General features: G+C 62.8%; 23 protein-coding genes and 1 tRNA gene. 19 read left to right on the top strand and 5 right to left on the bottom strand.

What is annotated here, in order from left to right:
* The first annotated feature begins 124 nt into the window (after positions 1–124).
* From B4E36_RS09590 to B4E36_RS09510, 17 genes are all read left to right on the top strand, one after another.
* Positions 125–4,000, top strand: coding sequence for an autotransporter domain-containing protein (locus B4E36_RS09590; RefSeq protein ID WP_345900284.1), 3,876 nt, complete (start codon positions 125–127; stop codon positions 3,998–4,000).
* 78 nt (positions 4,001–4,078) lie between these two features.
* Positions 4,079–4,957 (top strand): VOC family protein, encoded by an 879-nt coding sequence (locus B4E36_RS09585; protein WP_345900283.1) that lies wholly within the window; start codon positions 4,079–4,081, stop codon positions 4,955–4,957.
* A 1-nt stretch (position 4,958) separates the two neighbouring features.
* Complete coding sequence (kdsA, locus tag B4E36_RS09580; protein WP_292056640.1) at positions 4,959–5,798, top strand: 3-deoxy-8-phosphooctulonate synthase; 840 nt, start codon at positions 4,959–4,961, stop codon at positions 5,796–5,798.
* 207 nt (positions 5,799–6,005) lie between these two features.
* Positions 6,006–7,280 (top strand): phosphopyruvate hydratase, encoded by a 1,275-nt coding sequence (gene eno, locus B4E36_RS09575; protein ID WP_292056642.1) that lies wholly within the window; start codon positions 6,006–6,008, stop codon positions 7,278–7,280.
* A 395-nt stretch (positions 7,281–7,675) separates the two neighbouring features.
* The gene (locus B4E36_RS09570; protein ID WP_292056643.1) at positions 7,676–7,993 is read left to right on the top strand and encodes an FtsB family cell division protein; all 318 of its coding nucleotides are present in this window, start codon (positions 7,676–7,678) and stop codon (positions 7,991–7,993) included.
* A gap of 150 nt (positions 7,994–8,143) precedes the next feature.
* Positions 8,144–9,166: a pyruvate dehydrogenase (acetyl-transferring) E1 component subunit alpha gene (gene pdhA / locus B4E36_RS09565; RefSeq protein ID WP_292056644.1), complete on the top strand. Its 1,023-nt coding sequence runs from the start codon at positions 8,144–8,146 to the stop codon at positions 9,164–9,166.
* A gap of 16 nt (positions 9,167–9,182) precedes the next feature.
* Entirely contained in the window at positions 9,183–10,577 is a 1,395-nt protein-coding gene (locus B4E36_RS09560) for a pyruvate dehydrogenase complex E1 component subunit beta (protein ID WP_292056646.1), read from the top strand.
* A 12-nt stretch (positions 10,578–10,589) separates the two neighbouring features.
* Positions 10,590–11,996: a pyruvate dehydrogenase complex dihydrolipoamide acetyltransferase gene (locus B4E36_RS09555; protein ID WP_292056648.1), complete on the top strand. Its 1,407-nt coding sequence runs from the start codon at positions 10,590–10,592 to the stop codon at positions 11,994–11,996.
* Positions 11,997–12,006: 10 nt separating this feature from the next.
* On the top strand, positions 12,007–12,645 hold the full coding sequence (locus B4E36_RS09550; RefSeq protein ID WP_292056650.1) for an SGNH/GDSL hydrolase family protein: 639 nt from the start codon (positions 12,007–12,009) through the stop codon (positions 12,643–12,645).
* A 75-nt stretch (positions 12,646–12,720) separates the two neighbouring features.
* Complete coding sequence (locus B4E36_RS09545) at positions 12,721–12,957, top strand: YdcH family protein (protein WP_018063076.1); 237 nt, start codon at positions 12,721–12,723, stop codon at positions 12,955–12,957.
* 66 nt (positions 12,958–13,023) lie between these two features.
* Positions 13,024–14,469, top strand: a complete 1,446-nt coding sequence (gene lpdA, locus B4E36_RS09540) for a dihydrolipoyl dehydrogenase (RefSeq protein ID WP_292056654.1) — start codon at positions 13,024–13,026, stop codon at positions 14,467–14,469.
* 71 nt (positions 14,470–14,540) lie between these two features.
* Positions 14,541–14,792, top strand: coding sequence for a GlsB/YeaQ/YmgE family stress response membrane protein (locus tag B4E36_RS09535; RefSeq protein ID WP_345900282.1), 252 nt, complete (start codon positions 14,541–14,543; stop codon positions 14,790–14,792).
* A 139-nt stretch (positions 14,793–14,931) separates the two neighbouring features.
* A complete protein-coding gene (gene lipA, locus B4E36_RS09530; protein WP_018063079.1) occupies positions 14,932–15,906 on the top strand; it encodes a lipoyl synthase in 975 nt (324 codons plus the stop codon).
* A 55-nt stretch (positions 15,907–15,961) separates the two neighbouring features.
* Positions 15,962–16,339 carry a fluoride efflux transporter CrcB gene (crcB, locus tag B4E36_RS09525; RefSeq protein ID WP_292056947.1) on the top strand — a complete coding sequence of 126 codons (378 nt, stop codon included), beginning with the start codon at positions 15,962–15,964 and terminating at the stop codon, positions 16,337–16,339.
* Between the two features lie 61 nt (positions 16,340–16,400).
* Positions 16,401–17,390: an RluA family pseudouridine synthase gene (locus B4E36_RS09520; protein WP_345900281.1), complete on the top strand. Its 990-nt coding sequence runs from the start codon at positions 16,401–16,403 to the stop codon at positions 17,388–17,390.
* A 1-nt stretch (position 17,391) separates the two neighbouring features.
* Positions 17,392–18,057, top strand: coding sequence for an HAD-IA family hydrolase (locus tag B4E36_RS09515; protein WP_026173180.1), 666 nt, complete (start codon positions 17,392–17,394; stop codon positions 18,055–18,057).
* Positions 18,054–18,797, top strand: coding sequence for an ATP12 family chaperone protein (locus B4E36_RS09510; RefSeq protein ID WP_292056661.1), 744 nt, complete (start codon positions 18,054–18,056; stop codon positions 18,795–18,797). The genes B4E36_RS09515 and B4E36_RS09510 overlap by 4 nt, the downstream gene beginning before the upstream one ends.
* A 356-nt stretch (positions 18,798–19,153) precedes the next feature.
* Here B4E36_RS09510 and fghA read toward each other — a convergent pair whose 3' ends face one another.
* Genes fghA through B4E36_RS09490 form a run of 4 tightly spaced genes read right to left on the bottom strand, consistent with a single transcriptional unit; the run spans position 19,154 to position 22,035 of the window.
* Positions 19,154–19,984 (bottom strand): S-formylglutathione hydrolase, encoded by an 831-nt coding sequence (gene fghA, locus B4E36_RS09505; RefSeq protein ID WP_292056663.1) that lies wholly within the window; start codon positions 19,982–19,984, stop codon positions 19,154–19,156.
* 13 nt (positions 19,985–19,997) lie between these two features.
* Positions 19,998–20,447 (bottom strand): YaiI/YqxD family protein, encoded by a 450-nt coding sequence (locus tag B4E36_RS09500; RefSeq protein ID WP_292056665.1) that lies wholly within the window; start codon positions 20,445–20,447, stop codon positions 19,998–20,000.
* Entirely contained in the window at positions 20,444–20,908 is a 465-nt protein-coding gene (locus tag B4E36_RS09495) for a GNAT family N-acetyltransferase (protein WP_345900280.1), read from the bottom strand. The genes B4E36_RS09500 and B4E36_RS09495 overlap by 4 nt, the downstream gene beginning before the upstream one ends.
* A complete protein-coding gene (locus B4E36_RS09490) occupies positions 20,908–22,035 on the bottom strand; it encodes an S-(hydroxymethyl)glutathione dehydrogenase/class III alcohol dehydrogenase (RefSeq protein WP_292056670.1) in 1,128 nt (375 codons plus the stop codon). The genes B4E36_RS09495 and B4E36_RS09490 overlap by 1 nt, the downstream gene beginning before the upstream one ends.
* Positions 22,036–22,227: 192 nt before the next feature.
* Between B4E36_RS09490 and B4E36_RS09485 the strand changes: the two genes are divergently transcribed.
* Positions 22,228–22,605 (top strand): helix-turn-helix domain-containing protein, encoded by a 378-nt coding sequence (locus tag B4E36_RS09485; protein WP_292056673.1) that lies wholly within the window; start codon positions 22,228–22,230, stop codon positions 22,603–22,605.
* 5 nt (positions 22,606–22,610) lie between these two features.
* Here the strand turns inward: B4E36_RS09485 and lipB are convergent, their stop codons facing one another.
* Positions 22,611–23,327, bottom strand: a complete 717-nt coding sequence (lipB, locus tag B4E36_RS09480) for a lipoyl(octanoyl) transferase LipB (RefSeq protein WP_292056675.1) — start codon at positions 23,325–23,327, stop codon at positions 22,611–22,613.
* Positions 23,328–23,521: 194 nt separating this feature from the next.
* On the opposite strand from lipB, the gene B4E36_RS09475 reads away from it, so the two are divergent.
* Positions 23,522–23,600 (top strand) — tRNA-Leu (locus tag B4E36_RS09475).

Here is a 23,600-nt window from a genome sequence, read left to right as displayed (position 1 = left end):
TATTAAGCATGTTCGCAAAAGCACGCATGGCAATAGGTTCTTAAGGACCTGCAACCAGAATCACCCCAGTTTTGGCAGTCGGCCGATTCCCCGGATTAGCGGGTCGCGTCGCAAGGGGTAGATAATGCGTGGTTTGAAATTTCGGCAGGGCGCTGCCAGAGCGTTGTTCCTGAGTTCCTCGGCACTTCTGGTGGCCTGGAGCGCGCCGGGGCTGGCCGCCGATTTCAACTGGACGGGCGCGACCTCCACAGACTGGTACGCGACCGAGAACTGGACCGTCGACGGCAGCCAGCCGCCGCTTCCGCCGAAATCCGGTGACAACGTAACCATCAACACGGTGAACAATGCGCCGGTGCTGACCCCAGACCGTGGAACGGAATATATCAGCAACTTCATCGTGGGCGACACGGCTGCCGGACGGTTAACGGCGAATGCCACGGTCAGCGGCGAGGTGGTCACGCTCGGCGCATCCGCCGGCGGCAACGGCACCATCATCGTTCAGGGCGCAGGCAGCGCGATCCAGTTCGACAAGCAGATCGTGGTCGGGGGCGCGGGCACCGGCACGCTGACGATGCAGTCCGGCGCCAAGGGGCAGACCGGCGCGATCACCATCGGCAACGCGGCAAGCGGTGAGGGAACCTACACGCTCGACGGCGCGGGAACGGAGATGCGCACCTATGGCACCGGCGCCAACAGCGTGGTGATCGGCAATCTGGGCACGGGCACGCTCAACATTACCGGCGGGGCCAAATTCGAATCGAATCAGACGATCATCGGACAGGGCGCCGGCGGGGACGGCGCGGTAACCGTTTCCGGCGCGAATTCGGAATGGAACGGCTATGGCGACCTGACGGTCGGGCTGTCCGGAACCGGCTCGGTGACCGTGAACAATGGCGGCCACGCGATCAGCGGCTCGCTCAGCATCGGCCAGAACGACGGCTCAACAGGCAACATCGCCACCGTGACGGGGGCGGGTTCGCTCTGGAACGTCTATAACGATATCGCGATCGGCGGCAACGTGGCTGGCGGCGGCTCTGGCGGAGAAGGCGAACTCTCCGTTCTCGCTGGCGCGACGATGACCGCCAGCAACATGACGGTCGGCTATGTCACCGGCGGCGAAGGCACGGTCACGATCGACGGCGCGGGCACGCAGCTGCAGCTTTCGGCGGCGCTGAAGGTCGGCAATTCCGGGGATGGCGGCCTTACCGTATCGGATGGTGCGACGGTCACCGCCGATTACGCGATGCTGGGCGTCAACGCGACGGGCTATGGCGGTGCCGTGATTACCGGCGCCGGCAGCAGCGTGACGCTGACCAACCAAATGACGGTGGCCGCTGACGGCGTTGGCGTGCTTGGAATCTTCGATGGCGCGACGCTGAATTCCAATGGCGGCGTCATCGGTCGCGATGCCGATAGCGAGGGCGCCGTTGCGCTGACGACCGGCGGTGTCTGGACCAACACCTCCAATCTCACCGTCGGTCAGGATGGCACCGGCCTTCTCGGCATCGTTAGTGGCGCGAAGGTGACCAATAAGACGAGCGTGCTCGGCGCTTCTGCGTCCGGGAGCGGCGGTGTGCTGGTCGCCGGAGCTGGATCGAGCTGGGTTGTCGACGGCGGCATCACCGTCGGCGCGAGCGGCACGGGCCTGTTCTCGGTCACGACCGGGGCGACGGTCACCAGCACGGCGAGCGTTGTGGCCGATACGGCGGGATCGTTCGGCCTTGCCGAAGTCTATGGCGGCAGTTGGACGGTCAATGGCGACGTTGTGGTCGGCAATGGCGGGACAGGTGTCCTCGACGTCGCGGAGAACGGCGTCGTGACGGCCGACAGCCTGGTGCTTGCCGCCGCCAGCGGTTCGCAGGGCGGCCTCGTCATCGGCGGCATTCCGGGTGTCGGCAGCGCCGTGGCGCCGGGCGAAGTTGCGATACCCACCATCACCTTCGGCGAGGGCACGGGCCTCATCGTCTTCAACCATACATCGTCTGACTATGTCTTCGCGCCGACCATCAGCGGGACCGGGCAGATAGCTGCGTTGTCCGGCACCACGATCCTGACCGCCGACAATACCAATACCGGCCTGACGACGATCGGCTCCGGCGCTGAAATCCAGGTTGGCGCGGGCGGCACGACGGGAACGCTCGGCGGCGATGTCGCGATCGATACCGGCGGTACGCTAAGCTTTGCCCGCTCCGATGATATCGAGTTCCGCGGCGCGCTGAGCGGCTCCGGCGCTCTGGTGCAGAGGGGGCCGGGCGAGCTCAACCTTTCCACCGACAGCGCGGACTTTACCGGTTCGCTCGAGGCGGCGGGCGGCACGCTCGACATCGACGCCGACCTGCGGGGCGCGACCGCCGAAGTGGCGGGCGGCGCGACGCTTGGCGGTTCCGGCGTGATCGGTGACACCCATGTCAGCACCGGCGGCACGTTCCGCGGCGGCGACAGCAAGGGGTCGATCACGGTCGACGGCGATCTCGATTTCGATCCCGATGCCACCTATGTCGCGGTGATCACGATCAATCAGGAACCGGCGATCGTCACCGGCACCGTCGCCTTCGATGATACCGCCATCGATCTCGATTTCGATCAGGGCGGGGTGTTGAAGAAGGAGTATACGCTGCTTCAGGCCGGAAACCTGACCGGCACCTACGATCCGTCGCTTGCTTCGCTCCCCTCCCAGTTCCGCGGAACGATAACCGACGAGGACAATGCACTGAAGCTTGGCCTTGCCTATGTCGGCGGCAATTTCAACTTCTCCGCGCTCGGCCAGGGCGTCAACACGGCGCTCGTCAATGCGTTCAATGACGGCGTGCCGCTGCAGGGCACGCTTGCGGCCGGCATGCTGCAATCGGGCCAGGCCTATGAGGCGGCGATGACGACGCTTGGCGGCGAGCTCGGCATCAATGCCACGATGACGGCGACGCTCGGCATGGACAATTTCCTGCGGCGGTCCTCCAATCCCAACCGCTTGCTCGCCGGCTGGCGGCCGATCGAGAAGGACAGCGATGACGATACGGTGCGGAACGCGCCGGCGGCGACATCGGGTCTCGCCTACTGGGCGGTCGGCGGCTATGACGGCTATGCGGGCGCTGCCGGCGATCCGCGCTGGGATTGGTCTGCGGCGAGGCGCCAGGGGATTTACGCCGCACTCAACCCGGTCAACACCGGCTGGCTGGAATATAACGGCGGCAGTTCGAGCGTGGACGGCGATGCCCAGGCCGGCAATTCCGGCGCGGATATCGACAGCAGCATGATCGAGGGCGGTTATCTGGCGCGGCTCGATGATGCCAACGCGATTGGTATCGTGTTCGGCGGCGGTAGCTCGACCTACAAGCAGACGGATCAGGACGGCAAGGCGGATTCGCAGAGCTTCCACGCCGCCATCAACGGCGTGACCCAGTCCAAGGAAGGGTTTTATGCCACCGCCGCGCTCGGCGGCGGCGTCGACAGTATCGATACAAAGCGCACGGTCGCCTTCGGCAATGCCGTCGACCAGTTGCGCGGCTCCTATTCGGCAACCACTGTCGGCGGGCGGATCGAGGCGGGCGGGCGCATCGTCCAGAACGGCGTGGCGCTGATGCCGTTCGTGGGGGCGAGCGCGGTCTATACCCATGCGCCCGATTATCAGGAAGAGGTCGAGGCCGGTTATGGCAATGCCGCACTCGCCTATTCCGATGTCGGCCTGTTCCGCGGCACGGTCGAGGCCGGGCTCGGCTTCGATACCGCCGCCGGCGACGTGGCGCGCCGGTTCGCGCTCAACGGCCGCGTTTCCTATCTCTATCGCTATGGCGGCGGCGGCGATGCCAGCGCGCGCTTCGTTGCGCTGCCGGGCTACGGCTTCTCGATCTCCAGCAACGCGCCCACCGGAAGCGCCGTCGCTGCCAATGTCGCAGCAAGAATCCAGCTCACCAGCCAGGCCGATCTCAGCTTTGGCGCCTATGGCGAATGGGGCGAGAGCTATTCGGCGCTGATCGCCTCGGCGAAACTGCGCTACGTCTGGTAGGAGCCGGCGCAGACCGCCGCGCTTCTTCTTGAGGCGCGGGCTTTTCTGTGCCATCAAGAGCGCCGAAAAGGAGGGGCCATGTCTCTTTCCCACCGTCCTATCGATCATCTGGTTCTGCCGGTCGTCGATCTCGCGACCGCGCGGCTCAGGCTTTCCGCGCTCGGCTTCGCTGTGGCGCCGGAGGCGCGGCATCCGTTCGGCACGGAGAATGCCTGCGTCTATTTCGCCGATTCGACCTATCTCGAGCCGCTCGCGATCGCCGACCGGCAGATCTACGACCAGAATATCCCGAAAACCGAATTCGTGCGCCGCGACCGCGCCTACCGCTTCCGTAACGGTGATGATGGCCTCTCCGCGATCGTCTTCAAGAGCGAGGATGCGGCGGCCGACCATGTCGCATTCGCCGAAGCCGGCATTGGCGTCGGCGATCTGTTCAGCTTCTCCCGGCCCTATAAACTTGCCGACGGGACGGAAGCAACAGCCGGTTTCAAGCTCGCCTTCGCCGCCGATCTGCGCGCGCCTGACCTGTTGTTCTTCACCTGCGAACGCATGCAGGCGCTTGCCCCCGACGAGACCCTCATGGGCCATCAGAACGGCGTGACCGGCATTTCGGGCGTCTTGCTCGGTGAGGACTACCCGATGGAATTCGAGCCGCTGCTGCAGACGCTCACCCGCGCCGGCGAGGCCGATATCCATCCCGACGGTTTCACTACGGATGCGCTGACGGCGAAGCTTTCGGTCTTCACCTTTGATCATCTCTACAGGCAATATGGTATCGCCCGTTCCGGCGCGGGCCGCGGGATCGAGCCCGCCGCCATTGTGTTCGAAGTGGCCGACCTGGAAAACCTCGCCGATATTCTGAAAGCCAACGAGATCGCCTCACGGCAGACCGGCGACGGCATCGCCGTGCCGCCGGCGCCCGGCCAGGGCGTGACCTTCATATTCAGGGAATACTAGCATGACCGACCGTACCGTGACCGCCGGCGCCGGCGAAAAAGCAGTCGCCTTTTCCAATAGCGGCATGCTGTCGCTGATCGCCGGGCCCTGCCAGATGGAAAGCCGCGATCACGCCTTCATGATGGCCGGAAAGCTTGTCGAAATCTGCGACAAAGCCGGGATCGCGCTGGTCTACAAATCCTCCTTCGACAAGGCCAACCGCACCTCGCTCAAGGCGACGCGCGGCATGGGTCTCGACAAGTCGCTCGAGGTCTTCGCCGACCTGAAGAAGGAATTCGGCTTTCCGGTGCTGACCGACATCCACACCGAGGAGCAATGCGCCGAGGTGGCGACCGTCGTCGACGTGTTGCAGATCCCGGCCTTCCTGTCGCGCCAGACAGACCTTCTGGTCGCCGCGGCGAAGACCGGCCGGGTGATCAACGTCAAGAAGGGCCAGTTCCTGGCGCCCTGGGACATGAAGAACGTGCTCGCCAAGATCGTCGACAGCGGCAATGACAATGTTCTGCTGTGCGAGCGCGGCGTTTCCTTCGGATACAACACGCTGGTCTCCGACATGCGGGCGCTGCCGATCATGGCATCGACCGGCGCGCCGGTGATCTTCGACGCCACCCATTCGGTGCAGCAGCCGGGCGGGCAGGGCGGTTCCACCGGCGGACAGCGCGAATTCGTGGAGACGTTGGCGCGGGCCGCGGTCGCCGTCGGCGTCGCCGGCGTTTTCATCGAGACCCATGAGGACCCCGACAATGCGCCCTCCGACGGCCCGAATATGGTGCCGCTCGATGACATGCCGCGGCTTCTGGACAAGCTTCTTGCTTTTGACGCCATTGCCAAGGGAAGGTAAGTTCTTTCGAAATCGGGTGATCGTGCCGCAAATATGCGCGGCTTGATCGCCAAAATCATTCATTCGTCATAGTGCTGGTGCACGAACTGCATTAAGCAGAACTCCGACGACGCGGTCCGCCTGCTGAAGGGGTGGGCCCTCGCAAGGCTCCAGCGCTTAGACGCGATCGTTTCATTTTTTTGTAGCAAGGTCGACAGGTAGACAATCATGACGACAATCACCGACATTCTCGCCCGTGAAATCCTCGACAGCCGTGGCAACCCCACGGTCGAGGTCGATGTGTATCTGGAAGACGGCACGATCGGCCGCGCCGCCGTTCCCTCCGGCGCCTCCACCGGCGCGCACGAAGCCGTCGAACTGCGCGATGGCGGCGAGCGCTATCTCGGCAAGGGCGTGGAAAAGGCGGTCGACGCCGTCAACAACGAAATTCTCGAGGCAATTGTCGGCCTCGACGCCGAAAACCAGATGGAAATCGATCAGGCCATGATCGAGCTTGACGGCACCGCCAACAAGGGCCGCCTCGGCGCCAACGCCATTCTCGGCGTGTCGCTCGCCACCGCCAAGGCCGCCGCCACCGCATGCGGCCTGCCGCTCTACCGCTATGTCGGCGGCGTGTTCGCTCACCAACTGCCGGTTCCGATGATGAACATCATCAATGGCGGCGAGCATGCCGACAACCCGATCGACTTCCAGGAATTCATGATCATGCCGATCGGCGCGGACACGCTGCGCGACGCGGTGCGGACGGGTTCGGAAATCTTCCACACGCTGAAGAAGGAACTTTCGGCCGGCGGCTACAATACCGCGATCGGCGACGAGGGCGGCTTCGCGCCGGCGCTTCCGAGCACCACCTCGGCGCTCGACATCATCATGAAGTCGATCGAAAAGGCCGGCTACAAGCCCGGGGAGGACGTCTACCTCGCCATGGACGCCGCCTCGACCGAATTCTACAAGGGCGGCAAATACGTGATGGAAGGCGAAGGCAAGACACTGGATTCCGGCGAAATGGCCGCTTACCTCGCCGACCTGATCGGCAAATACCCGATCTTCTCGATCGAGGACGGCCTCGCGGAAGACGACTGGGACGGCTGGAAGGAACTGACATCGCTGATTGGCGACAAGTGCCAGCTCGTCGGCGACGACCTGTTCGTCACCAACACCAAGCGCCTGAAGGACGGCATCCAGATGGGCGTCGCCAATTCGCTGCTGGTCAAGGTCAACCAGATCGGCTCGCTGACCGAAACGCTCGACGCCGTCGAGACCGCGCACAAGGCCGGCTACACCAGCGTGATGTCGCATCGCTCCGGCGAGACCGAGGACGCCACGATCGCCGATCTCGCGGTCGCCACCAATTGCGGTCAGATCAAGACCGGCTCGCTGTCGCGCTCGGATCGTCTCGCCAAGTACAACCAGCTCATCCGCATCGAGGAAGAACTGGGTAGCCAGGCCGTCTACGCCGGCCGGTCGATCCTGAAGGGTTGATTTTTCGGAAGCTCCGGCCTCGCCCGGAGCCCCAGCCCATAATCTCCCCCCTTGAGGGGGAGATGCCCCGACAGGGGCAGAGAGGGGTGAACCCCCTCTACGAATTCGGAGTATGAGGCTTTTAGGGCTTACGCCCTTTACCCCTCTCTGTCGCTTTCGCGACATCTCCCCCTCAAGGGGGGAGATTGTTGGCGGCCAGGTCCTTGGGCAGAGCCGACGTCGAGCAAACTGAAATCCCAGCGGGTATGAATACTCCTCAGCCGGGCCTGATTGCCGGCCCGGGTTTGCCGCAAAAAGCCGCACTTCGTCCCATCCCCCGACACCCGGTTTAGCCTTGGTTAAGGTTCACGCGCTAGTGTGACTCCATTGTATTGCGTAGCCTTCCGGACAGCTTCATGTGGACCCGACATCATAAATCCCGGTTTTACGGCCGCCTGATCGTACCGGCGATCACCGTCTGCTTCATGAGCTATTTCATCTATCACTCGATCCATGGCGATTACGGCCTGATTGCCGGCGAGCGATTTGCGGCCCACAAGGCGCTCAACGAGCGCAAGCTGGAGAAGCTCGTGGCCGAACGCGAGGCGAGGGAGAAGCATGTCAAGATGCTCTCCGACGGCTCGCTGATGAAGGATGCGCTTGACGAGCATGCGCGCTACGCGCTCAACCTGCTGAAGCCGGACGAGATCGTGATTTTCGAGCGACATCTGTAATAAACTGAAATCAAGTTAATTCAATCTTTTATAAATAATTTCAATATTTTGAGTTGTTATAGAGCGTGCTAAATCTAGCATTGCCGTGCCGCACAAAACCGCCTATTGTGACTGCCAATTCCACGTCTTTCCTTAACGAAGGAGACCCTGATGGCGTCCCAAGCGTCCGCTTCACGGAAATCACCCAAAAAAGAAGATAACAAACGGATCGTCGAATTCGATCGCGATCAGGAAATGCATGCGCTCCGCGAAATGCTGATGATCCGCCGCTTCGAGGAAAAGGCCGGCCAGCTTTACGGCATGGGCTTCATCGGCGGTTTCTGTCACCTTTACATCGGCCAGGAAGCCGTCGTCGTCGGCATGCAGATGGCGCTGAAGGACGGCGACCAGATCATCACCAGCTATCGCGACCACGGTCATATGCTCGCAACCGGCATGGAAGCGCGCGGCGTGATGGCCGAACTGACGGGCCGCCAGTCCGGTTATTCCAAGGGCAAGGGCGGCTCGATGCACATGTTCTCCAAGGAGAAGGCGTTTTACGGCGGCCACGGCATCGTCGGCGCACAGGTGCCGCTCGGAACCGGCCTCGCCTTTGCCAACCGCTACCGCGAGAACGACCATGTCGCCGTTGTCTATTACGGCGATGGCGCGGCCAATCAGGGCCAGGTCTATGAAAGCTTCAACATGGCCGAGCTGTGGAAGCTGCCGGTGGTCTATGTTGTCGAAAATAACCGCTATGCCATGGGCACCTCGGTTACGCGCTCGTCGGCCGAGACCGACTTTTCCAAGCGCGGCGCATCTTTCAACATTCCCGGCAAGCAGGTCGACGGCATGGATGTCCGCGCCGTCAAGGCGGCTGCCGAAGAGGCGGAAAAGTTCGCGCGTGAAGGCAACGGGCCGTTCATTCTCGAAATGATGACCTATCGCTATCGCGGCCACTCGATGTCGGACCCGGCGAAGTACCGCTCCAAGGACGAAGTCCAGAAGATGCGCGCCGAGCACGACCCGATCGAGCAGGTCAGGAAGCGGCTTCTGGACAAGAAGTGGGCGACGGAAGACGAGCTGAAGGCGATCGACAAGGACGTGCGCTCGGTCATCTCCGACGCCGCCGATTTCGCCCAGACCGATCCGGAGCCGGATGCGTCCGAGCTCTACACCGACATCCTGCGCTAAGACGGGGAGGGATACCATGCCTACCAATATTCTCATGCCGGCACTCTCCCCGACGATGGAAGAGGGCAACCTTACAAAGTGGCTCAAGAAGGAAGGCGACAGCGTCGCCGCCGGTGACGTGATCGCCGAGATCGAGACCGACAAGGCGACGATGGAAGTCGAAGCCGTGGACGAAGGCACGATCGGCAAGATCCTGGTCGAGGAAGGCGCCGAGGGCGTCAAGGTCAACACCCCGATCGCCGTGCTGCTGGAAGAAGGCGAAAGCGCCGACGACATCGGCAAAGCCGACGCCGCCGAGCAACCGAAACAGTCCGAAAAGGCCCCCGAGGTCGAGCAGGAAGAAAAGCCGCAGGCTTCCGCTTCCAACGCGCCGGCCGAACCGAAGGCCATCGAGGTTGCCTCCGATCCGGATATTCCGGAAGGCACCGAAATGGTTTCGACCACGGTGCGCGAAGCGCTCCGCGATGCCATGGCGGAAGAAATGCGCGCTGATGGCGATGTCTTCGTCATGGGCGAGGAAGTCGCCGAATACCAGGGCGCCTACAAGATCACGCAGGGCTTGCTGCAGGAATTCGGCGCCAAGCGCGTGGTCGATACCCCGATCACCGAGCATGGCTTTACCGGCGTTGCCGTGGGTGCGGCTCTTGCCGGTTTGAAGCCGATCGTCGAGTTCATGACCTTCAACTTCGCCATGCAGGCGATGGACCAGATCATCAACTCCGCCGCCAAGACGCACTACATGTCCGGCGGGCAGATGGAGAGCTCGATCGTGTTCCGCGGCCCGAACGGCGCGGCGGCCCGCGTGGCCGCCCAGCACTCGCAGTGCTACGCCTCGTGGTACAGCCACATTCCGGGCCTCAAGGTCGTCATGCCCTATACGGCGGCGGACGCCAAGGGGCTCCTGAAGGCGGCGATCCGCGATCCCAATCCGGTGATCTTCCTCGAAAACGAAATCCTCTACGGTCACAAGTTCGATGTGCCGAAGCTTGATGATTTCGTGCTGCCGATCGGCAAGGCCCGCATTCACAAGCAGGGCAAGGACGCAACCATCGTCTCCTTCGGCATCGGCATGACCTATGCCGTTGAAGCTGCGGCCAAGCTTGAGGAGGAAGGGATCGACGTCGAGATCATCGATCTGCGCACCATCCGCCCGATGGACCTTCCGACGGTTATCGAATCGGTGAAGAAGACCGGTCGTCTGGTTACCGTCGAGGAAGGCTTCCCGCAGTCCTCCGTCGGCACCGAGATCGCGACCCGCGTCATGCAGCAGGCCTTCGACTATCTCGATGCGCCGATCATGACGATCGCCGGCAAGGATGTTCCGATGCCATACGCCGCAAACCTCGAAAAGCTCGCTTTGCCGAACGTCGGTGAAGTCATCGATGCGGTCAAGGCCGTCTGCTACAAGTAAGGGAGCGTCAAGATGCCCATCAAGATTACGATGCCGGCGCTTTCGCCGACCATGGAAGAGGGCAATCTTTCCAAGTGGCTGGTCAAGGAAGGCGACAGCGTTTCGGCCGGTGATGTGATTGCCGAGATCGAGACCGACAAGGCGACGATGGAAGTCGAAGCCGTCGACGAGGGCACGGTCGCCAAGATCGTGGTGCCGGAAGGCACCGACGGCGTGGCGGTCAACGCCCTGATCGCGATCCTTGCCGAAGACGGCGAGGACGTTGCCGAGGCCGCCAAGGCGGCCGAAGGCGGCGGCGATGCGCCGGCCAAGGCGGAAAAGCCGAAGGACGACAAGCCGAAGCAGCCCGCCAAGGAAGAGGCCAAGGCCGAGAAATCGTCCTCCGACGAAACGGCCGAGAAGGTCGCCAAGGGCGGCGTGCCGTCCTCCGACACGCCGGTTCCCGAGCCCAAGGCGCCGGCAGCGCCCAAGGCCGATGGCGAGCGTATCTTCGCCTCGCCGCTTGCCCGTCGTCTGGCCAAGGAAGCCGGTCTTGATCTGACGGCGCTTTCCGGTTCCGGCCCGCATGGCCGCATCGTCAAGCGCGATATCGAGAAGGCCGAGAGCGAAGGCGTCGGCAAGGCCGTAGCCAAGCCGGAAGCCGGCAGGCAAGAGGCTGCCGCCGCGCCGCTGCCGAAGGCGACCTCGGAAGAGGCTGTTCTCAAGCTGTTCGAGGAAGGCTCCTACGAACTCGTGCCGCATGATGGCATGCGCAAGACGATCGCCAAGCGTCTGGTCGAATCCAAGCAGACCGTGCCGCATTTCTATGTGACGGTCGATTGCGAGCTCGACGCGCTTCTGGCCCTCCGCAGCCAGCTCAACAAGGCAGCGCCCGTCAGGGACGACAAGCCGGCCTACAAGCTCTCCGTCAACGACATGGTCATCAAGGCGATGGCGCTGGCGCTGCGCGATGTGCCGACCGCCAACGTCTCCTGGACGGAAAACAACATGGTCGTTCACAAGCATGTCGATGTCGGCGTCGCCGTCTCGATCCCGGGCGGCCTGATCACCCCGATCGTGCGCCGGGCGGAAGAAAAGTCGCTTTCGGTCATCTCCAACGAGATGAAGGATCTGGGCAGCCGCGCCCGTGAGAAGAAGCTGAAGCCCGCCGAATACCAGGGCGGAACGACGGCGGTTTCGAACATGGGCATGATGGGCGTCAAGGATTTTGCTGCCGTCATCAACCCGCCGCACGCCTCGATCCTGGCGATCGGCGCGGGCGAGAAGCGGCCGGTGGTCAAGAATGACGAACTGGCGATCGCGACCGTGATGTCGGTCACGCTTTCCACCGACCACCGCTGCGTCGATGGCGCTCTTGCGGCCGAAGTTCTGGCTGCGTTCAAGGGCTATATCGAAAACCCGATGTCGATGCTGGTCTGAGGGCGGGCCGATGAAGACGGTTCTTTGCTACGGCGATTCGCTGACGTTCGGCCATGATGCGGCCGGGCAGGACCGTCATGCGCATGAGGACCGCTGGCCGATGGTGCTGCAGAAGGCGCTGGGGGAGGGCGTTCACGTTCTCCCCGAGGCGCTCGGCGGCCGCACCACGGCCTTTGACGATCACACGGCGGCGGCTGACCGCAACGGCGCCAGGGTTCTGCCGACGCTGCTTGCCAGCCACACGCCGCTCGATCTGGTCATCATCATGCTCGGCACCAACGATCTGAAACCGTGGACCGGCGGCGGGGCGTTGGCGGCGCGAAACGGCATGAAGCGGCTGATCGAGATCGTAAGGGCGCATCCCTATCCGTTCGACCATGCCGCGCCGGATATCCTGGTGGTTGCGCCGCCGCATGCGGTGCCCACGGCCAACGATACCGGCATGGGGTTCCTGAAGGGCGTGGTCGAGCAATCGCAGATGCTCTCGACCTTCTACAGCGAACTGGCCGATGAGTTGGGCTGCGGTTTCTATGATGCGGCCTCGGTCTCGCGTGCAAGTCCGGTAGACGGCGTCCATCTCGATGCGGAAAATACCCGCGCTATCGGCCGCGGCCTCGAACCGATCGTCAGGATGATGCTCGGCCTGTGATTTTTTTGATTAATATCAAGGAGTGGACACGAAGCGCGGATAGGGTGGATATCAACCACAACAGAGGAGATATCCATGTCGAACACCCCGCACGAACTGGCCGATGAATTCCCGGAATTCGCCGACCGGATTCACGAATTGAAGGTCGAGGACGCGCATTTTGCCAAGCTCTTCGACGACTATCATGAGGTAAACCGCGCGATTCACCGCGCGGAGGAAAACATCGAACCGACCGATGACGTGCATATGGAAGAAATGCGCAAGCGCCGGATGGTTCTGAAGGACGAAATCTACGGGATGCTGAAACAATAGAGCGGCGGCATCCCGCAAGCGGGCCGGGCGGTTTATTGCCCGGCTCCCCTTAAAGGAGATGTACCCGTGTCTGAGACCTACGATGTCCTCGTCATCGGCGCCGGCCCTGGTGGCTATATCGCCGCCATCCGCGCCGCCCAGCTCGGCCTGAAAACCGCCGTCGTCGAGCGCGAGCACATGGCCGGCATCTGCTCCAACTGGGGCTGCATCCCGACCAAGGCGCTGCTCAGATCCGCCGAAGTGCTCGACAACACCAATCACGCCAAGGAATACGGGCTCGTCATCGAAGGCCAGGTCAAGGCCGATCTCGATGCGATCGTCAAGCGTTCGCGCGGCATTGCCGAGCGGATGAATGCCGGCGTCATCTATCTGATGAAGAAGAACAAGGTCGACATCATCTGGGGAGAGGCGACGCTGTCGAAACCGGGCGAAGTCACCGTCTCCGAGGTCAAGAAGAAAGTGGTCGAGCCGCAGGCCCCGACGCCGAAGGGCGCCAAGGGACCGGGCACCTACACCGCCAAGCACATCATCGTCGCAACCGGTGCACGGCCGCGCGCGCTGCCCGGCATCGAGCCGGACGGCAAGCTGATCTGGACCTATTTCGACGCGCTGAAGCCCGCCAAGCTACCGAAATCGCTGCTGGTGATGGGCTCGGGCGCGATCGGGATCGAGTTCGCCTCGTTCTACCGCTCGCTCGGCGTCGAGGTGACGGTGGTCGAGGTGATGAAGCAGGTCATGCCAGTCGAGGATAACGAGATCGCCAAATTCGCCCAGAAGCGGCTTGAAAAGCGCGGCATCAAGATCATGCTCGAGGCCAAGGTTGCGAAGGTCGAAAAGGGCGGGGACAACATCACCGCCCATGTCGAGACCAAGGACGGCAAGGTCGAGAAGATCACCGCCGACCGGATGATCTCGGCCGTCGGCGTTCAGGGCAATATCGAGAATATCGGGCTGGAAAAGCTCGGCATCAAGACCGATCGCGGCTGCATCGTCATCGACGAATATTGCAAGACCAATGTTGAGGGCATCTATGCGATCGGCGATGTCGCCGGCCCGCCGATGCTCGCCCACAAGGCCGAGCATGAGGCCGTCATCTGCGTCGAGAAGATTGCCGGCGAGAAGAATGTCCATCCGCTCGACAGGCTGAAGGTGCCCGGCTGCACCTACTGCAATCCGCAGGTGGCTTCCGTTGGCCTCACCGAAGCCAAAGCCAAGGAAGCCGGCCATGAGGTCCGGGTCGGCCGCTTCAATTTCGTCGCCAACGGCAAGGCGGTCGCGCTCGGCGAGGATCAGGGCATGGTCAAGACCGTGTTCGACAAGAACACCGGCGAGCTGCTCGGCGCCCATATGGTCGGCGCGGAAGTGACCGAACTGATCGAGGGCTTCGTGGTCGCCATGAACCTGGAGACCACCGAGGAAGAACTGATGCACACGATCTTCCCGCACCCGACGCTTTCGGAAATGATGAAGGAAAGCGTGCTCGACGCATATGGGCGTGTACTTAACGCATGATTCCTCTATGTTATCGGTAGCGGGAACGAGAGGACCTGCTTCGACGTCTAGCAAAAAGGGAGACGCATTACATGGAAGAACAGGGTGTAGGCTGGATTGCCGCCATCATCATCGGCGGCATCGCCGGATGGCTCGCCGAGAAGTTCATGAAGTCCAACATGGGCATTTTCATGAACATCATCCTCGGCATTGTCGGCGCCATTGTTGCAAACGCAATTCTGGGCGTGTTCGGCATCGCCCTTGGCGGATGGCTCGGCTATTTGATCGCCGGTTTTATTGGCGCGGTGATTCTGATTTTCGTCGGACGCATGATCCGGCGCTGAGGCATTTCGCTGTTGGACGCAACGTCCGCGAAACTGCCACGAGAACAAGATAGACCGGAGCCGCGAAACGCGGTTCCGGTCTAACGGAAAACGAGGCCGCCCGGGCCGGAGAGGCCCGGCGGCGCTGAAGGACGAACAGATGGTTACGCTTCTCGATACGACAAGTGACGCACAAAAGCGCGTGCGCCATCCTGAAAAGGCGCACAGGCCCGATACCGAAGTGCTGCGCAAGCCGGACTGGATCCGTGTCAAGGCGCCGGTCTCGCGCGGCTATCAGGAAACCCGCGGCATCGTGAAGGACAACAAGCTCGTCACGGTCTGCGAGGAGGCCGGCTGTCCGAATATCGGCGAGTGCTGGGACAAGAAGCATGCTTCGTTCATGATCATGGGCGAGATTTGCACCCGCGCCTGCGCCTTCTGCAATGTCGCGACCGGCAAGCCCGGCGCGCTCGATCCGAACGAGCCGGAAAATATCGGCAAGGCCGTCGCCCAGATGGGGCTGATGCATGTCGTGATCACCTCGGTCGATCGCGACGATCTGGCCGATGGCGGCGCGGAGCATTTCGAGAAGGTGATCCACGCCATCCGCGCGGCCTCGCCCGCCACCACGATCGAGGTGCTGACGCCCGATTTCCTGCGCAAGCCCGGCGCGCTGGAGCGCGTGGTGGCCGCAAGACCCGACGTGTTCAACCACAATCTCGAGACCGTGCCGTCGAACTATCTGACGGTGCGTCCCGGCGCGCGCTATTTCCATTCGATCCGGCTTTTGCAGCGGGTCAAGGAACTCGATCCGAACATGTTCACCAAGTCCGGCATCATGGTCGGTCTCGGCGAGGAGCGCAATGAAGTGCTCCAGCTCATGGATGACCTCAGGACCGCCGATGTTGACTTCCTGACGATCGGCCAATACCTGCAGCCGACCCGCAAGCATCATCGCGTGGTGAGTTTCGTGACGCCGGACGAGTTCAAGTCCTACGAGACGGTGGCCTATACCAAGGGCTTCCTGATGGTGTCCGCAAGCCCGCTGACGCGTTCCTCGCATCACGCCGGCGAGGACTTTGCCCGGCTGCGCGAGAACCGAGCGAAAAAGCTTGCCATGGTGGCGGCTGAGTAGTCCGAGAATCCGATCCGTCCCGCGACAATAACGGAGCAGATCTTTGCCAACATTCCTGCAACACGCACTCATTGTGGCCGCCGGCGGCGCGCTCGGCTCCGTCGGACGTCATTTCGTCGGCGTTCTGGCAACGCGTATGGGCGGGTTCAATTTCCCCTGGGGCACGCTCGCCGTCAATATCGTGGGTTCGCTGCTCATCGGGCTGCTGGTGGAGGCCGTGGCGCGGGTGCTGAACGAATCCGCCGAGGCGCGGATGTTCATCGTGATCGGCTTTCTCGGCGGCTTCACCACCTTCTCCTCGTTCTCGCTCGATGCCATGAACATGATCGAGCGCGGCGATGTTCTGCCGGCCATAGCCTATGTCGTCGGCAGCGTGGCGATCGGGCTGGGCGCGGTCTGGGCGGGGCTCGCCATCGGGCGGTTGGTATTTTAGCCCGTTTCATTCCACGCGATCATGCGATAGAAGCCTTCTCCTGAGAACAAGGGCGTACCGCATGGCAGGCATCGAACATATCAAGGTGGATCACGACGAGGCGGGCATGCGCCTCGATCGCTGGTTCAAGCAGCATTATCCGGGCCTCGGCTTCGGCGCGCTGCAAAAGCTGCTGCGGTCCGGGCAGATACGCGTCGATGGCGGGCGGGTGAAAGCCGATACTCGCATCGAACCGGGCCAGATGATCCGCATTCCGCCGATGAATGTCGACCCGAAGAAATCCGGCCCGATACCGGGCAGGGACCTGAAGCATTCACCGGATGGCGAGCTTCTCTCACGCATGCTGCTGCATGAGGATGAACGGGTGTTCGTGCTCAACAAGCCCGCCGGCCTCGCGGTACAGGGCGGCTCCGGCGTGGTGCGCCATGTCGACAAGATGCTGGAGGCCTGGACCAACAAGAAGGGCGAAAAGCCGCGCCTCGTGCACCGCCTCGATCGAGACACCTCCGGCGTGCTGGTGATTGCCCGCTCGCGCCGCGCTGCGCAATCGCTGACGGAGGCCTTTCGCCACCGCACGACCAAGAAGACCTACTGGTCGCTGGTCAAGGGCGTGCCGCGCCAGCGCGAGGACAAGATATCGACCTGGCTGGTGAAGGAACAGACGCCCGATGGCGACCGCATGCGGATCGCGAAGCATGGCGAGGCGGATGCCGATCATGCGGTTTCCTTCTATCGCGTGGTCGATACGGCGGCCCATACGCTCGCCTGGCTGGAAATGGAGCCCTATACCGGGCGCACCCATCAGTTGCGCGTCCACGCCCATCATATCGGCCACCCGATCATCGGCGATCCGAAATATTTCGATGACGATCCCAACTGGGAGTTTCCGGGCGGCATCCAGAAGCGGCTTCACCTTCATGCACGCCATATCGATGTGCCCCATCCCGACGGCGGACGGCTGAAGGTCACCGCCCCGCTGCCGCCGCACATGGTGCAGAGCTGGAACCTGCTCGGCTTCGACGCCGACCGCGAGGATCTCGACAAGGAATGACATGAGACTTGTATTGTTCGATTGCGATGGCACGCTGGTAGATACGATCGCCATCATTCAGGAATCGATGGCGCGCACCTTCACCCGTTTCGGCTACCCGGTTCCAGCCATCGAGAAGACACGCGCCACCGTCGGGCTGACGCTCGACGTGTCGATTTCGCTGTTGCTTGGCCGCGAGGGGCCGGATGAGGAATGCCGCGAGATGATGGCCTATTACCGCTCGCTGTTTTCCGAGGTGCGTTCCGATCCGGCCATGCAGGAGCGACTGTTCGAAGGCATCGCGCCGATGCTGGAGCAGCTTTTCCTGCAGGATGATATCCTGATCGGGGCGGTGACCGGAAAATCGCGGCGCGGACTGGACCACATGCTCGATCTGCACGGCTATGCCAGCAAGTTCGTGGTCTCGCGCACCGCCGACGACTGCCCGTCCAAGCCGCATCCGGCGATGGTGCTGGAATGCTGCGTCGAGACCGGCATCGAGCCGGCCGAAACCATGGTGATCGGCGATTCCGTCTATGACATGCAGATGTCGCGTTCCGCCGGCGCCGATGCGATCGGCGTATCCTGGGGTTATGGCGCAACCACCGATCTGACCACCTCGGGCGCCTCAGCGATAGCCGAAAGCCCGGACGATATCCTGAAACTCGTGCTGAAGACCATCCAATGACCGATCCGATCCGCCGCTCGCAGGAACTGATGCGGGCCGAACTGCCGAAGAAGTTCTATCAGACCGCCACGGTCGAGCAGGAAGGCGAGGGGTTCGCAGTCAAGCTCGATGGCCGCGGCGTCAAGACGCCCGGACGCAATCCGCTGATCCTCCCGACGCCGGCAACAGCCGAGATGGTGCGTGCCGAATGGCAGGCGCAGGAAAAGGTCATCGATCCGGCGAAAATGCCGGTCACGCGGCTTGCCAATACGGTGATCGATGGTGTGGCGCAGAATGCCGATGCGGTATTCGAGGAGATCATCGCCTATGCCGGCAACGACATGCTGTTCTATCGCGCCGAAAGCCCGGAAGAGCTGGTAGCCCGTCAGGCCGAGCGCTGGGATCCGGTTCTCGACTGGGTGGCGGAGGAATTCGGGGCGCGTTTCGTGCTCGTGGAAGGCATTATGTTTTCCGAGCAACCAACTGAAAGCATTGCGGCTTTCAGGATCGAGATCGACCGTCACCGCGCGCCTTTCGCGCTTGGAAGCCTCCACGTCATGACGACGCTCACCGGCTCGGCCCTTGTGACGCTCGCGCTGGCGCGCCGCCGCCTGACGCTGGACGAGGCCTGGGCGCTCGCCAATCTGGAAGAAGACTGGACCATCGAGCACTGGGGCGAAGACGCCGAAGCCGCCGCCCGCCGCGCCAAGCGGTTCGAGGACATGAAGGCCGCGCATGATTTGTTTGTGTCGCTGGGGTAGGCGACGCGGGCAGAGCTTCGGTGCTTCGAAGTGCCACCGTTTTCCCTGTAATCCGCCCCCTTGAGGGCGAGGCTATCGCATTTGGTCTACCCGCATAGCTCCCCAATCTTCTCGCCCCGGAGGGGAGAGATGTCGCGACAGCGACAGTGAGGGGGGGAGCCTATCACCGCGAGCGCCGTCACGATTTGAAACGCTGATCCACCCTCACTGCCCCTTTCGGGGCATCTCTCCCGCCAGCGGGAGAGAGTATTGGGAGCAGGCTGCTACGCCATATGCCATAGCCCTGGCCTCAAGGGGGGAGATTATGGGCGGCAAGGCCCCCAGTACCTACCAATGGTTACATGTTCGGCGGTCACTCACACCCGTTCTGCGTGCCAGCGCAGGTGATCGTCCATGAAGGTCGAGATGAAGTAGTAGGAGTGGTCGTAGCGCTCGTGCATGCGCAGCGTCAGGTCGATATCTGTGCCCTTGACCGCCTCCTCGAACAGCCAGGGCTTCAGCCCGTCCTCCAGGAAATTGTCGGCCTTGCCCTGGTCGATCAGGAAGGCGGGAAAGCGCGCGCCGTCTTCCACCAGCGCGCAGGCATCATGCTTGCGCCAGACGGACTGGTCGGCCCCGAGATATTTCGTGAACGCGCCCTGCGCCCATGCTGACGTCGAGGGTGAGACGATCGGCGCGAAAGCCGAGCAGCTCTTGTAGCGCCCGGGGTTTTTCAGCGCCAGAGTCATCGCGCCGTGGCCGCCCATGGAATGGCCGAAAATCCCCTGGCGATCCATGTCGACGCGGAAGCTCTTGGCGATCAGCGCCGGCAACTCCTCCGTGATGTAGCTTTCCATCCTGTAGTTCCGCGACCACGGCTCCTCGGTGGCATCGACATAGAAGCCTGCCCCCTTGCCGATCTGCCAGTCGGTGAGCGCATCGGGAACGTCTGCGCCGCGCGGGCTGGTATCCGGGCACACGATGATCAGGCCGAGCTTGGCGGCCATGCGCCGGTACTCGCCCTTTTCCATGACGTTGGCATGGGTGCAGGTGAGGCCGGAGAGATACCAGAGCACGGGGCAGGGCCGCTCCGTGGCCTGCGGCGGCAGGAAGACCGCGAAGGTCATCTCCGTGCCGCAAACCTGCGATTCGTGCGAGAAGACGCCCTGCATCCCGCCAAAGGCGGTGTTTTCGGAAATGATGTTCATCGTGATTCCTTCGTCATTCACCGGATGGCTTCGCCTTGCGGCAAAGCTGTTCCATGGTCTGTAAAAATGCCGATCGGTCGCGGGCCGAAAACGGCGCGTTGTAGCCCTTGCTCTCGCCAGTCTCGCGCAGATGCTGGCCGAGATCGCGCATGGCGCGGGCCATGCCGATATTCTTGTCGTCGAAGACCCGGCCGGTCGGGCCGGTGACCAGCGCGCCAGCTTGGACGCAGCGCTCGGCAAGCGGCACATCGGCGGTCACGACGATATCGCCCGCGCCGGCGCGTTCGGCAATCCAGTCATCGGCGGCATCGAACGCGCCGGAGACGATGACATTGGAGATCATCGGATCGCGCGACGGGCGCAGGCCGGTATTGGCCACGAAGGTGACGCGCATCCCGTGGCGCTCCGCTACCTTGATCACCTCCGGCTTCACCGGACAGGCATCGGCATCGACATAGATCATGAGGCGATCCTAGCGGCGGGGCGGATCATGTCCACATGCGGGATGCCATCTTCGAGATATTCCGCCGAGGTCACGCTGAAGCCGAGGCTACCATAGAAGCGCTGCAGGTGCGCCTGCGCGGAAATCGCGATAACGGCGCCCGGCGCGAGCTTGCCGCAGGCGGCAATCGCCTCCCGCATCACGCGCTCGCCAAGCCGCTGGCCGCGATAATCGGGCGCGACGACGACGCGACCGATTCGCACTTGGCCTGCAGTCGCGTCGGCTGCGAAGATACGGGCGTAGGCGGCCAGCCGGCCCTCGTCCAGAAGGCGCAGATGCAGCGCCTCGGGGTCCTTGCCGTCGATCTCGGGGTAGGGACAGTTCTGCTCGACCACGAACACATCGATTCGCAGCCTGAACAGGTCATGCAACTCGCCCGGCGTGAGCGCGTCCAGCCGGGCGATATCGACGGTAAATGCCATCAGTAGAGGACGACCGAGCGGATGCTCTCGCCGCTATGCATGAGCTCGAAGCCCTTGTTGATGTCCTCAAGCTTCAGCAGATGGGTGATCATCGGATCGATCTCGAGCTTGCCGTCCATGTACCAGTCGACGATCTTCGGCACGTCGGTGCGCCCGCGCGCGCCGCCAAAGGCGGTGCCCATCCAGGAGCGGCCGGTGACGAGCTGGAACGGACGGGTGGAGATTTCCTGGCCCGCGCCGGCAACGCCGATGACGACCGACTTGCCCCAGCCGCGATGGGAGCTTTCCAGCGCCTGACGCATGACGGTGGTGTTGCCGGTGCAGTCGAACGTGTAGTCCGCGCCGCCGATCGTGTCCGCGCCGCGCTTGGTGAGGTTGACCAGGTACGGCACGATCTCCTCGCCGATCTCCTTCGGATTGACGAAATGGGTCATGCCGAAGCGCTCGCCCCATTCTTTCTTGTCATTGTTGAGGTCGACGCCGATGATCATGTCCGCGCCGGCAAGCCTGAGACCCTGGATGACGTTGAGGCCGATGCCGCCGAGGCCGAAGACGATCGCGGTCGAACCGATTTCCACCTTTGCCGTGTTGATCACCGCGCCGACCCCGGTCGTGACGCCGCAGCCGATATAACAGACCTTGTCGAACGGCGCGTCGGGGTTGATCTTGGCGACCGCGATTTCGGGCAGCACGGTGAAATTGGCGAAGGTCGAGCAGCCCATATAGTGGTAGAGCGGCTTGCCATCGAGCGAAAACCGGGACGTGCCGTCCGGCATCAGGCCCTGGCCCTGGGTCGAGCGGATGGCGGTGCACAGATTCGTCTTGCGCGACAGGCAGGAGGGGCATTCGCGGCATTCGGGCGTGTAGAGCGGGATCACGTGATCGCCCTTCTTCACCGATGTCACGCCCGGGCCGACATCGACCACCACGCCCGCGCCTTCATGGCCGAGGATCGCCGGAAAAATGCCCTCCGGATCGGCGCCCGACAGCGTGAAATCGTCGGTATGGCAAATGCCCGTGGCCTTGACCTCGATCAGGACTTCGCCCGCTTTCGGCCCTTCGAGTTGAACATTCATGATTTCCAGCGGCTTTCCCGCTTCAACAGCCACTGCGGCGCGTACATCCATTGGCGTTACTCCCGGATTCTCTTGTTTTCGTGCACCGAGTTTCGCATGCGCGCTCCATCGTCGGCAAGTATGCAAGCGACCAAATTCAGCTGATTTGCGGAAAGCGGTGGGTGTGGGTGGCGGTTTTGCCCGCGATTGGCTATGAAGGGGCAAGATCGGGCAAACCGGCGCGGTTTTCGGGAAGGAAGCGCAATGGACGAGAAATTCTACGCCGACGACACGCTCGGCGGCAGGCTGCTTGCCGCCCGCGAGAGCGCCGGCCTCAGCCTCAATACAGCGGCCGAGCGGCTTGGCGTCGCGCCCCTTACGCTCAGGAACTGGGAATGCGACCGTGCCGAACCCACCGTCGAGCGTCTGGTGAAGATCGCCGCGATCTTCGGCGTGCGACCGTTCTGGCTGATTTCCGGCGACTGGGAAGAAGACTGCGGCGAGGCCGGGCTTAAACACACCGACATGGTGATGGGAATAAACCGGGTGGGTAAAGCCGTCCGCCGCGACGGCGACGCCAAAGGCAGCGCATCGCGCGCGCGTCTTTCAGGCCTTGCGACAGGCAACAGGACGCTGCAGTAGCAGGGTCAGCCCTCGTTTTCGGTTTCCCCGAACACATCCTCGAAGGCCTTGCGCAGGGCGATATCGACATCGCCCATGGTCACCGGCAGGCCGAGATCCACGAGACTGGTGACGCCATAGCCTGAAATGCCGCAGGGCACGATGCCGCCGAAATGATCGAGCTCCGGCTCGACATTGATCGACAGGCCGTGAAAGCTCACCCAGCGCCGAAGCCTGATGCCGATCGCCGCGATCTTGTCCTCGGCCATGGAACCGTCCGGCAGCGGCGGGCGTTCGGGCCGCCGGACCCATACGCCGACCCGGTCCTCGCGTCGCTCCCCGCGCACATTCATCTGGTCAAGCGTCTTGATGATGGTTTCCTCGATCGCGGCGACGAAGGCGCGCACATCGCGGCGGCGGCGCTTCAGATCGAGCATCAGATAGGCGACCCGCTGGCCGGGGCCGTGATAGGTATATTCCCCGCCGCGGCCGGTGTCATAGACAGGGAATCGGTCGGCGATCAGCAGGTCGCCGGCATTGGCGCTGGTGCCGGCGGTATAGAGGGACGGATGCTCGACCAGCCAGACGAGTTCGTCCGCCTCGCCGGACGCGATCAGGTCGACCTCACGCTCCATTTCAGCCAGCGCTGCGGGGTATTCCGTCAGTCCCTCGCTCACCCGCCAGCGCACCGGCGGGCTGCCGGGCTCGGGCTGCATCAGGGTCTCGATGTCGCTTCTTTGCATGTGTGGATCCTTCGGCCTTCTCCTTGCAGATTTGGGGCGGGACGGCAAGCGCCGCAAGGCCTGCCGCTGCGGGCGCAGAGCGCGGTTTCACACTTCGCGTGCAGAAATGAAAAAAAACGATCAATGGCGCTTGTGTGGCGAGTTTGCTTTTGCTACATGCTGCGGCGCCGGCACAAACCGGCATCTACCACGATGCGGTCGTGGCGGAATTGGTAGACGCGCAGCGTTGAGGTCGCTGTGGGGCAACCCGTGGAAGTTCGAGTCTTCTCGACC

The organism is Martelella sp. UBA3392 (assembly GCF_002358775.1).
GTDB classification, from domain to species: Bacteria; Pseudomonadota; Alphaproteobacteria; order Rhizobiales; family Rhizobiaceae; genus Martelella; species Martelella mediterranea.
This window is presented reverse-complemented; position numbering and strand designations above follow the sequence as displayed.

What these genes read in the sequence shown, in the direction of transcription:
- lipA (WP_018063079.1), top strand. Translation starts at nt 14,932, where the DNA reads ATGGTTACGCTTCTCGATACGACAAGTGACGCACAAAAGCGCGTGCGC.
- B4E36_RS09510 (WP_292056661.1), top strand. Translation starts at nt 18,054, where the DNA reads ATGACCGATCCGATCCGCCGCTCGCAGGAACTGATGCGGGCCGAACTG.
- pdhA (WP_292056644.1), top strand. Translation starts at nt 8,144, where the DNA reads ATGGCGTCCCAAGCGTCCGCTTCACGGAAATCACCCAAAAAAGAAGAT.
- B4E36_RS09495 (WP_345900280.1), bottom strand. Translation starts at nt 20,908, where the DNA reads ATGGCATTTACCGTCGATATCGCCCGGCTGGACGCGCTCACGCCGGGC.
- B4E36_RS09555 (WP_292056648.1), top strand. Translation starts at nt 10,590, where the DNA reads ATGCCCATCAAGATTACGATGCCGGCGCTTTCGCCGACCATGGAAGAG.
- eno (WP_292056642.1), top strand. Translation starts at nt 6,006, where the DNA reads ATGACGACAATCACCGACATTCTCGCCCGTGAAATCCTCGACAGCCGT.
- B4E36_RS09485 (WP_292056673.1), top strand. Translation starts at nt 22,228, where the DNA reads ATGGACGAGAAATTCTACGCCGACGACACGCTCGGCGGCAGGCTGCTT.
- B4E36_RS09545 (WP_018063076.1), top strand. Translation starts at nt 12,721, where the DNA reads ATGTCGAACACCCCGCACGAACTGGCCGATGAATTCCCGGAATTCGCC.
- B4E36_RS09570 (WP_292056643.1), top strand. Translation starts at nt 7,676, where the DNA reads ATGTGGACCCGACATCATAAATCCCGGTTTTACGGCCGCCTGATCGTA.
- lipB (WP_292056675.1), bottom strand. Translation starts at nt 23,327, where the DNA reads ATGCAAAGAAGCGACATCGAGACCCTGATGCAGCCCGAGCCCGGCAGC.
- B4E36_RS09590 (WP_345900284.1), top strand. Translation starts at nt 125, where the DNA reads ATGCGTGGTTTGAAATTTCGGCAGGGCGCTGCCAGAGCGTTGTTCCTG.
- B4E36_RS09585 (WP_345900283.1), top strand. Translation starts at nt 4,079, where the DNA reads ATGTCTCTTTCCCACCGTCCTATCGATCATCTGGTTCTGCCGGTCGTC.
- fghA (WP_292056663.1), bottom strand. Translation starts at nt 19,984, where the DNA reads ATGAACATCATTTCCGAAAACACCGCCTTTGGCGGGATGCAGGGCGTC.
- B4E36_RS09550 (WP_292056650.1), top strand. Translation starts at nt 12,007, where the DNA reads ATGAAGACGGTTCTTTGCTACGGCGATTCGCTGACGTTCGGCCATGAT.
- B4E36_RS09535 (WP_345900282.1), top strand. Translation starts at nt 14,541, where the DNA reads ATGGAAGAACAGGGTGTAGGCTGGATTGCCGCCATCATCATCGGCGGC.
- kdsA (WP_292056640.1), top strand. Translation starts at nt 4,959, where the DNA reads ATGACCGACCGTACCGTGACCGCCGGCGCCGGCGAAAAAGCAGTCGCC.
- B4E36_RS09515 (WP_026173180.1), top strand. Translation starts at nt 17,392, where the DNA reads ATGAGACTTGTATTGTTCGATTGCGATGGCACGCTGGTAGATACGATC.
- B4E36_RS09560 (WP_292056646.1), top strand. Translation starts at nt 9,183, where the DNA reads ATGCCTACCAATATTCTCATGCCGGCACTCTCCCCGACGATGGAAGAG.
- B4E36_RS09490 (WP_292056670.1), bottom strand. Translation starts at nt 22,035, where the DNA reads ATGGATGTACGCGCCGCAGTGGCTGTTGAAGCGGGAAAGCCGCTGGAA.
- B4E36_RS09520 (WP_345900281.1), top strand. Translation starts at nt 16,401, where the DNA reads ATGGCAGGCATCGAACATATCAAGGTGGATCACGACGAGGCGGGCATG.
- B4E36_RS09500 (WP_292056665.1), bottom strand. Translation starts at nt 20,447, where the DNA reads ATGATCTATGTCGATGCCGATGCCTGTCCGGTGAAGCCGGAGGTGATC.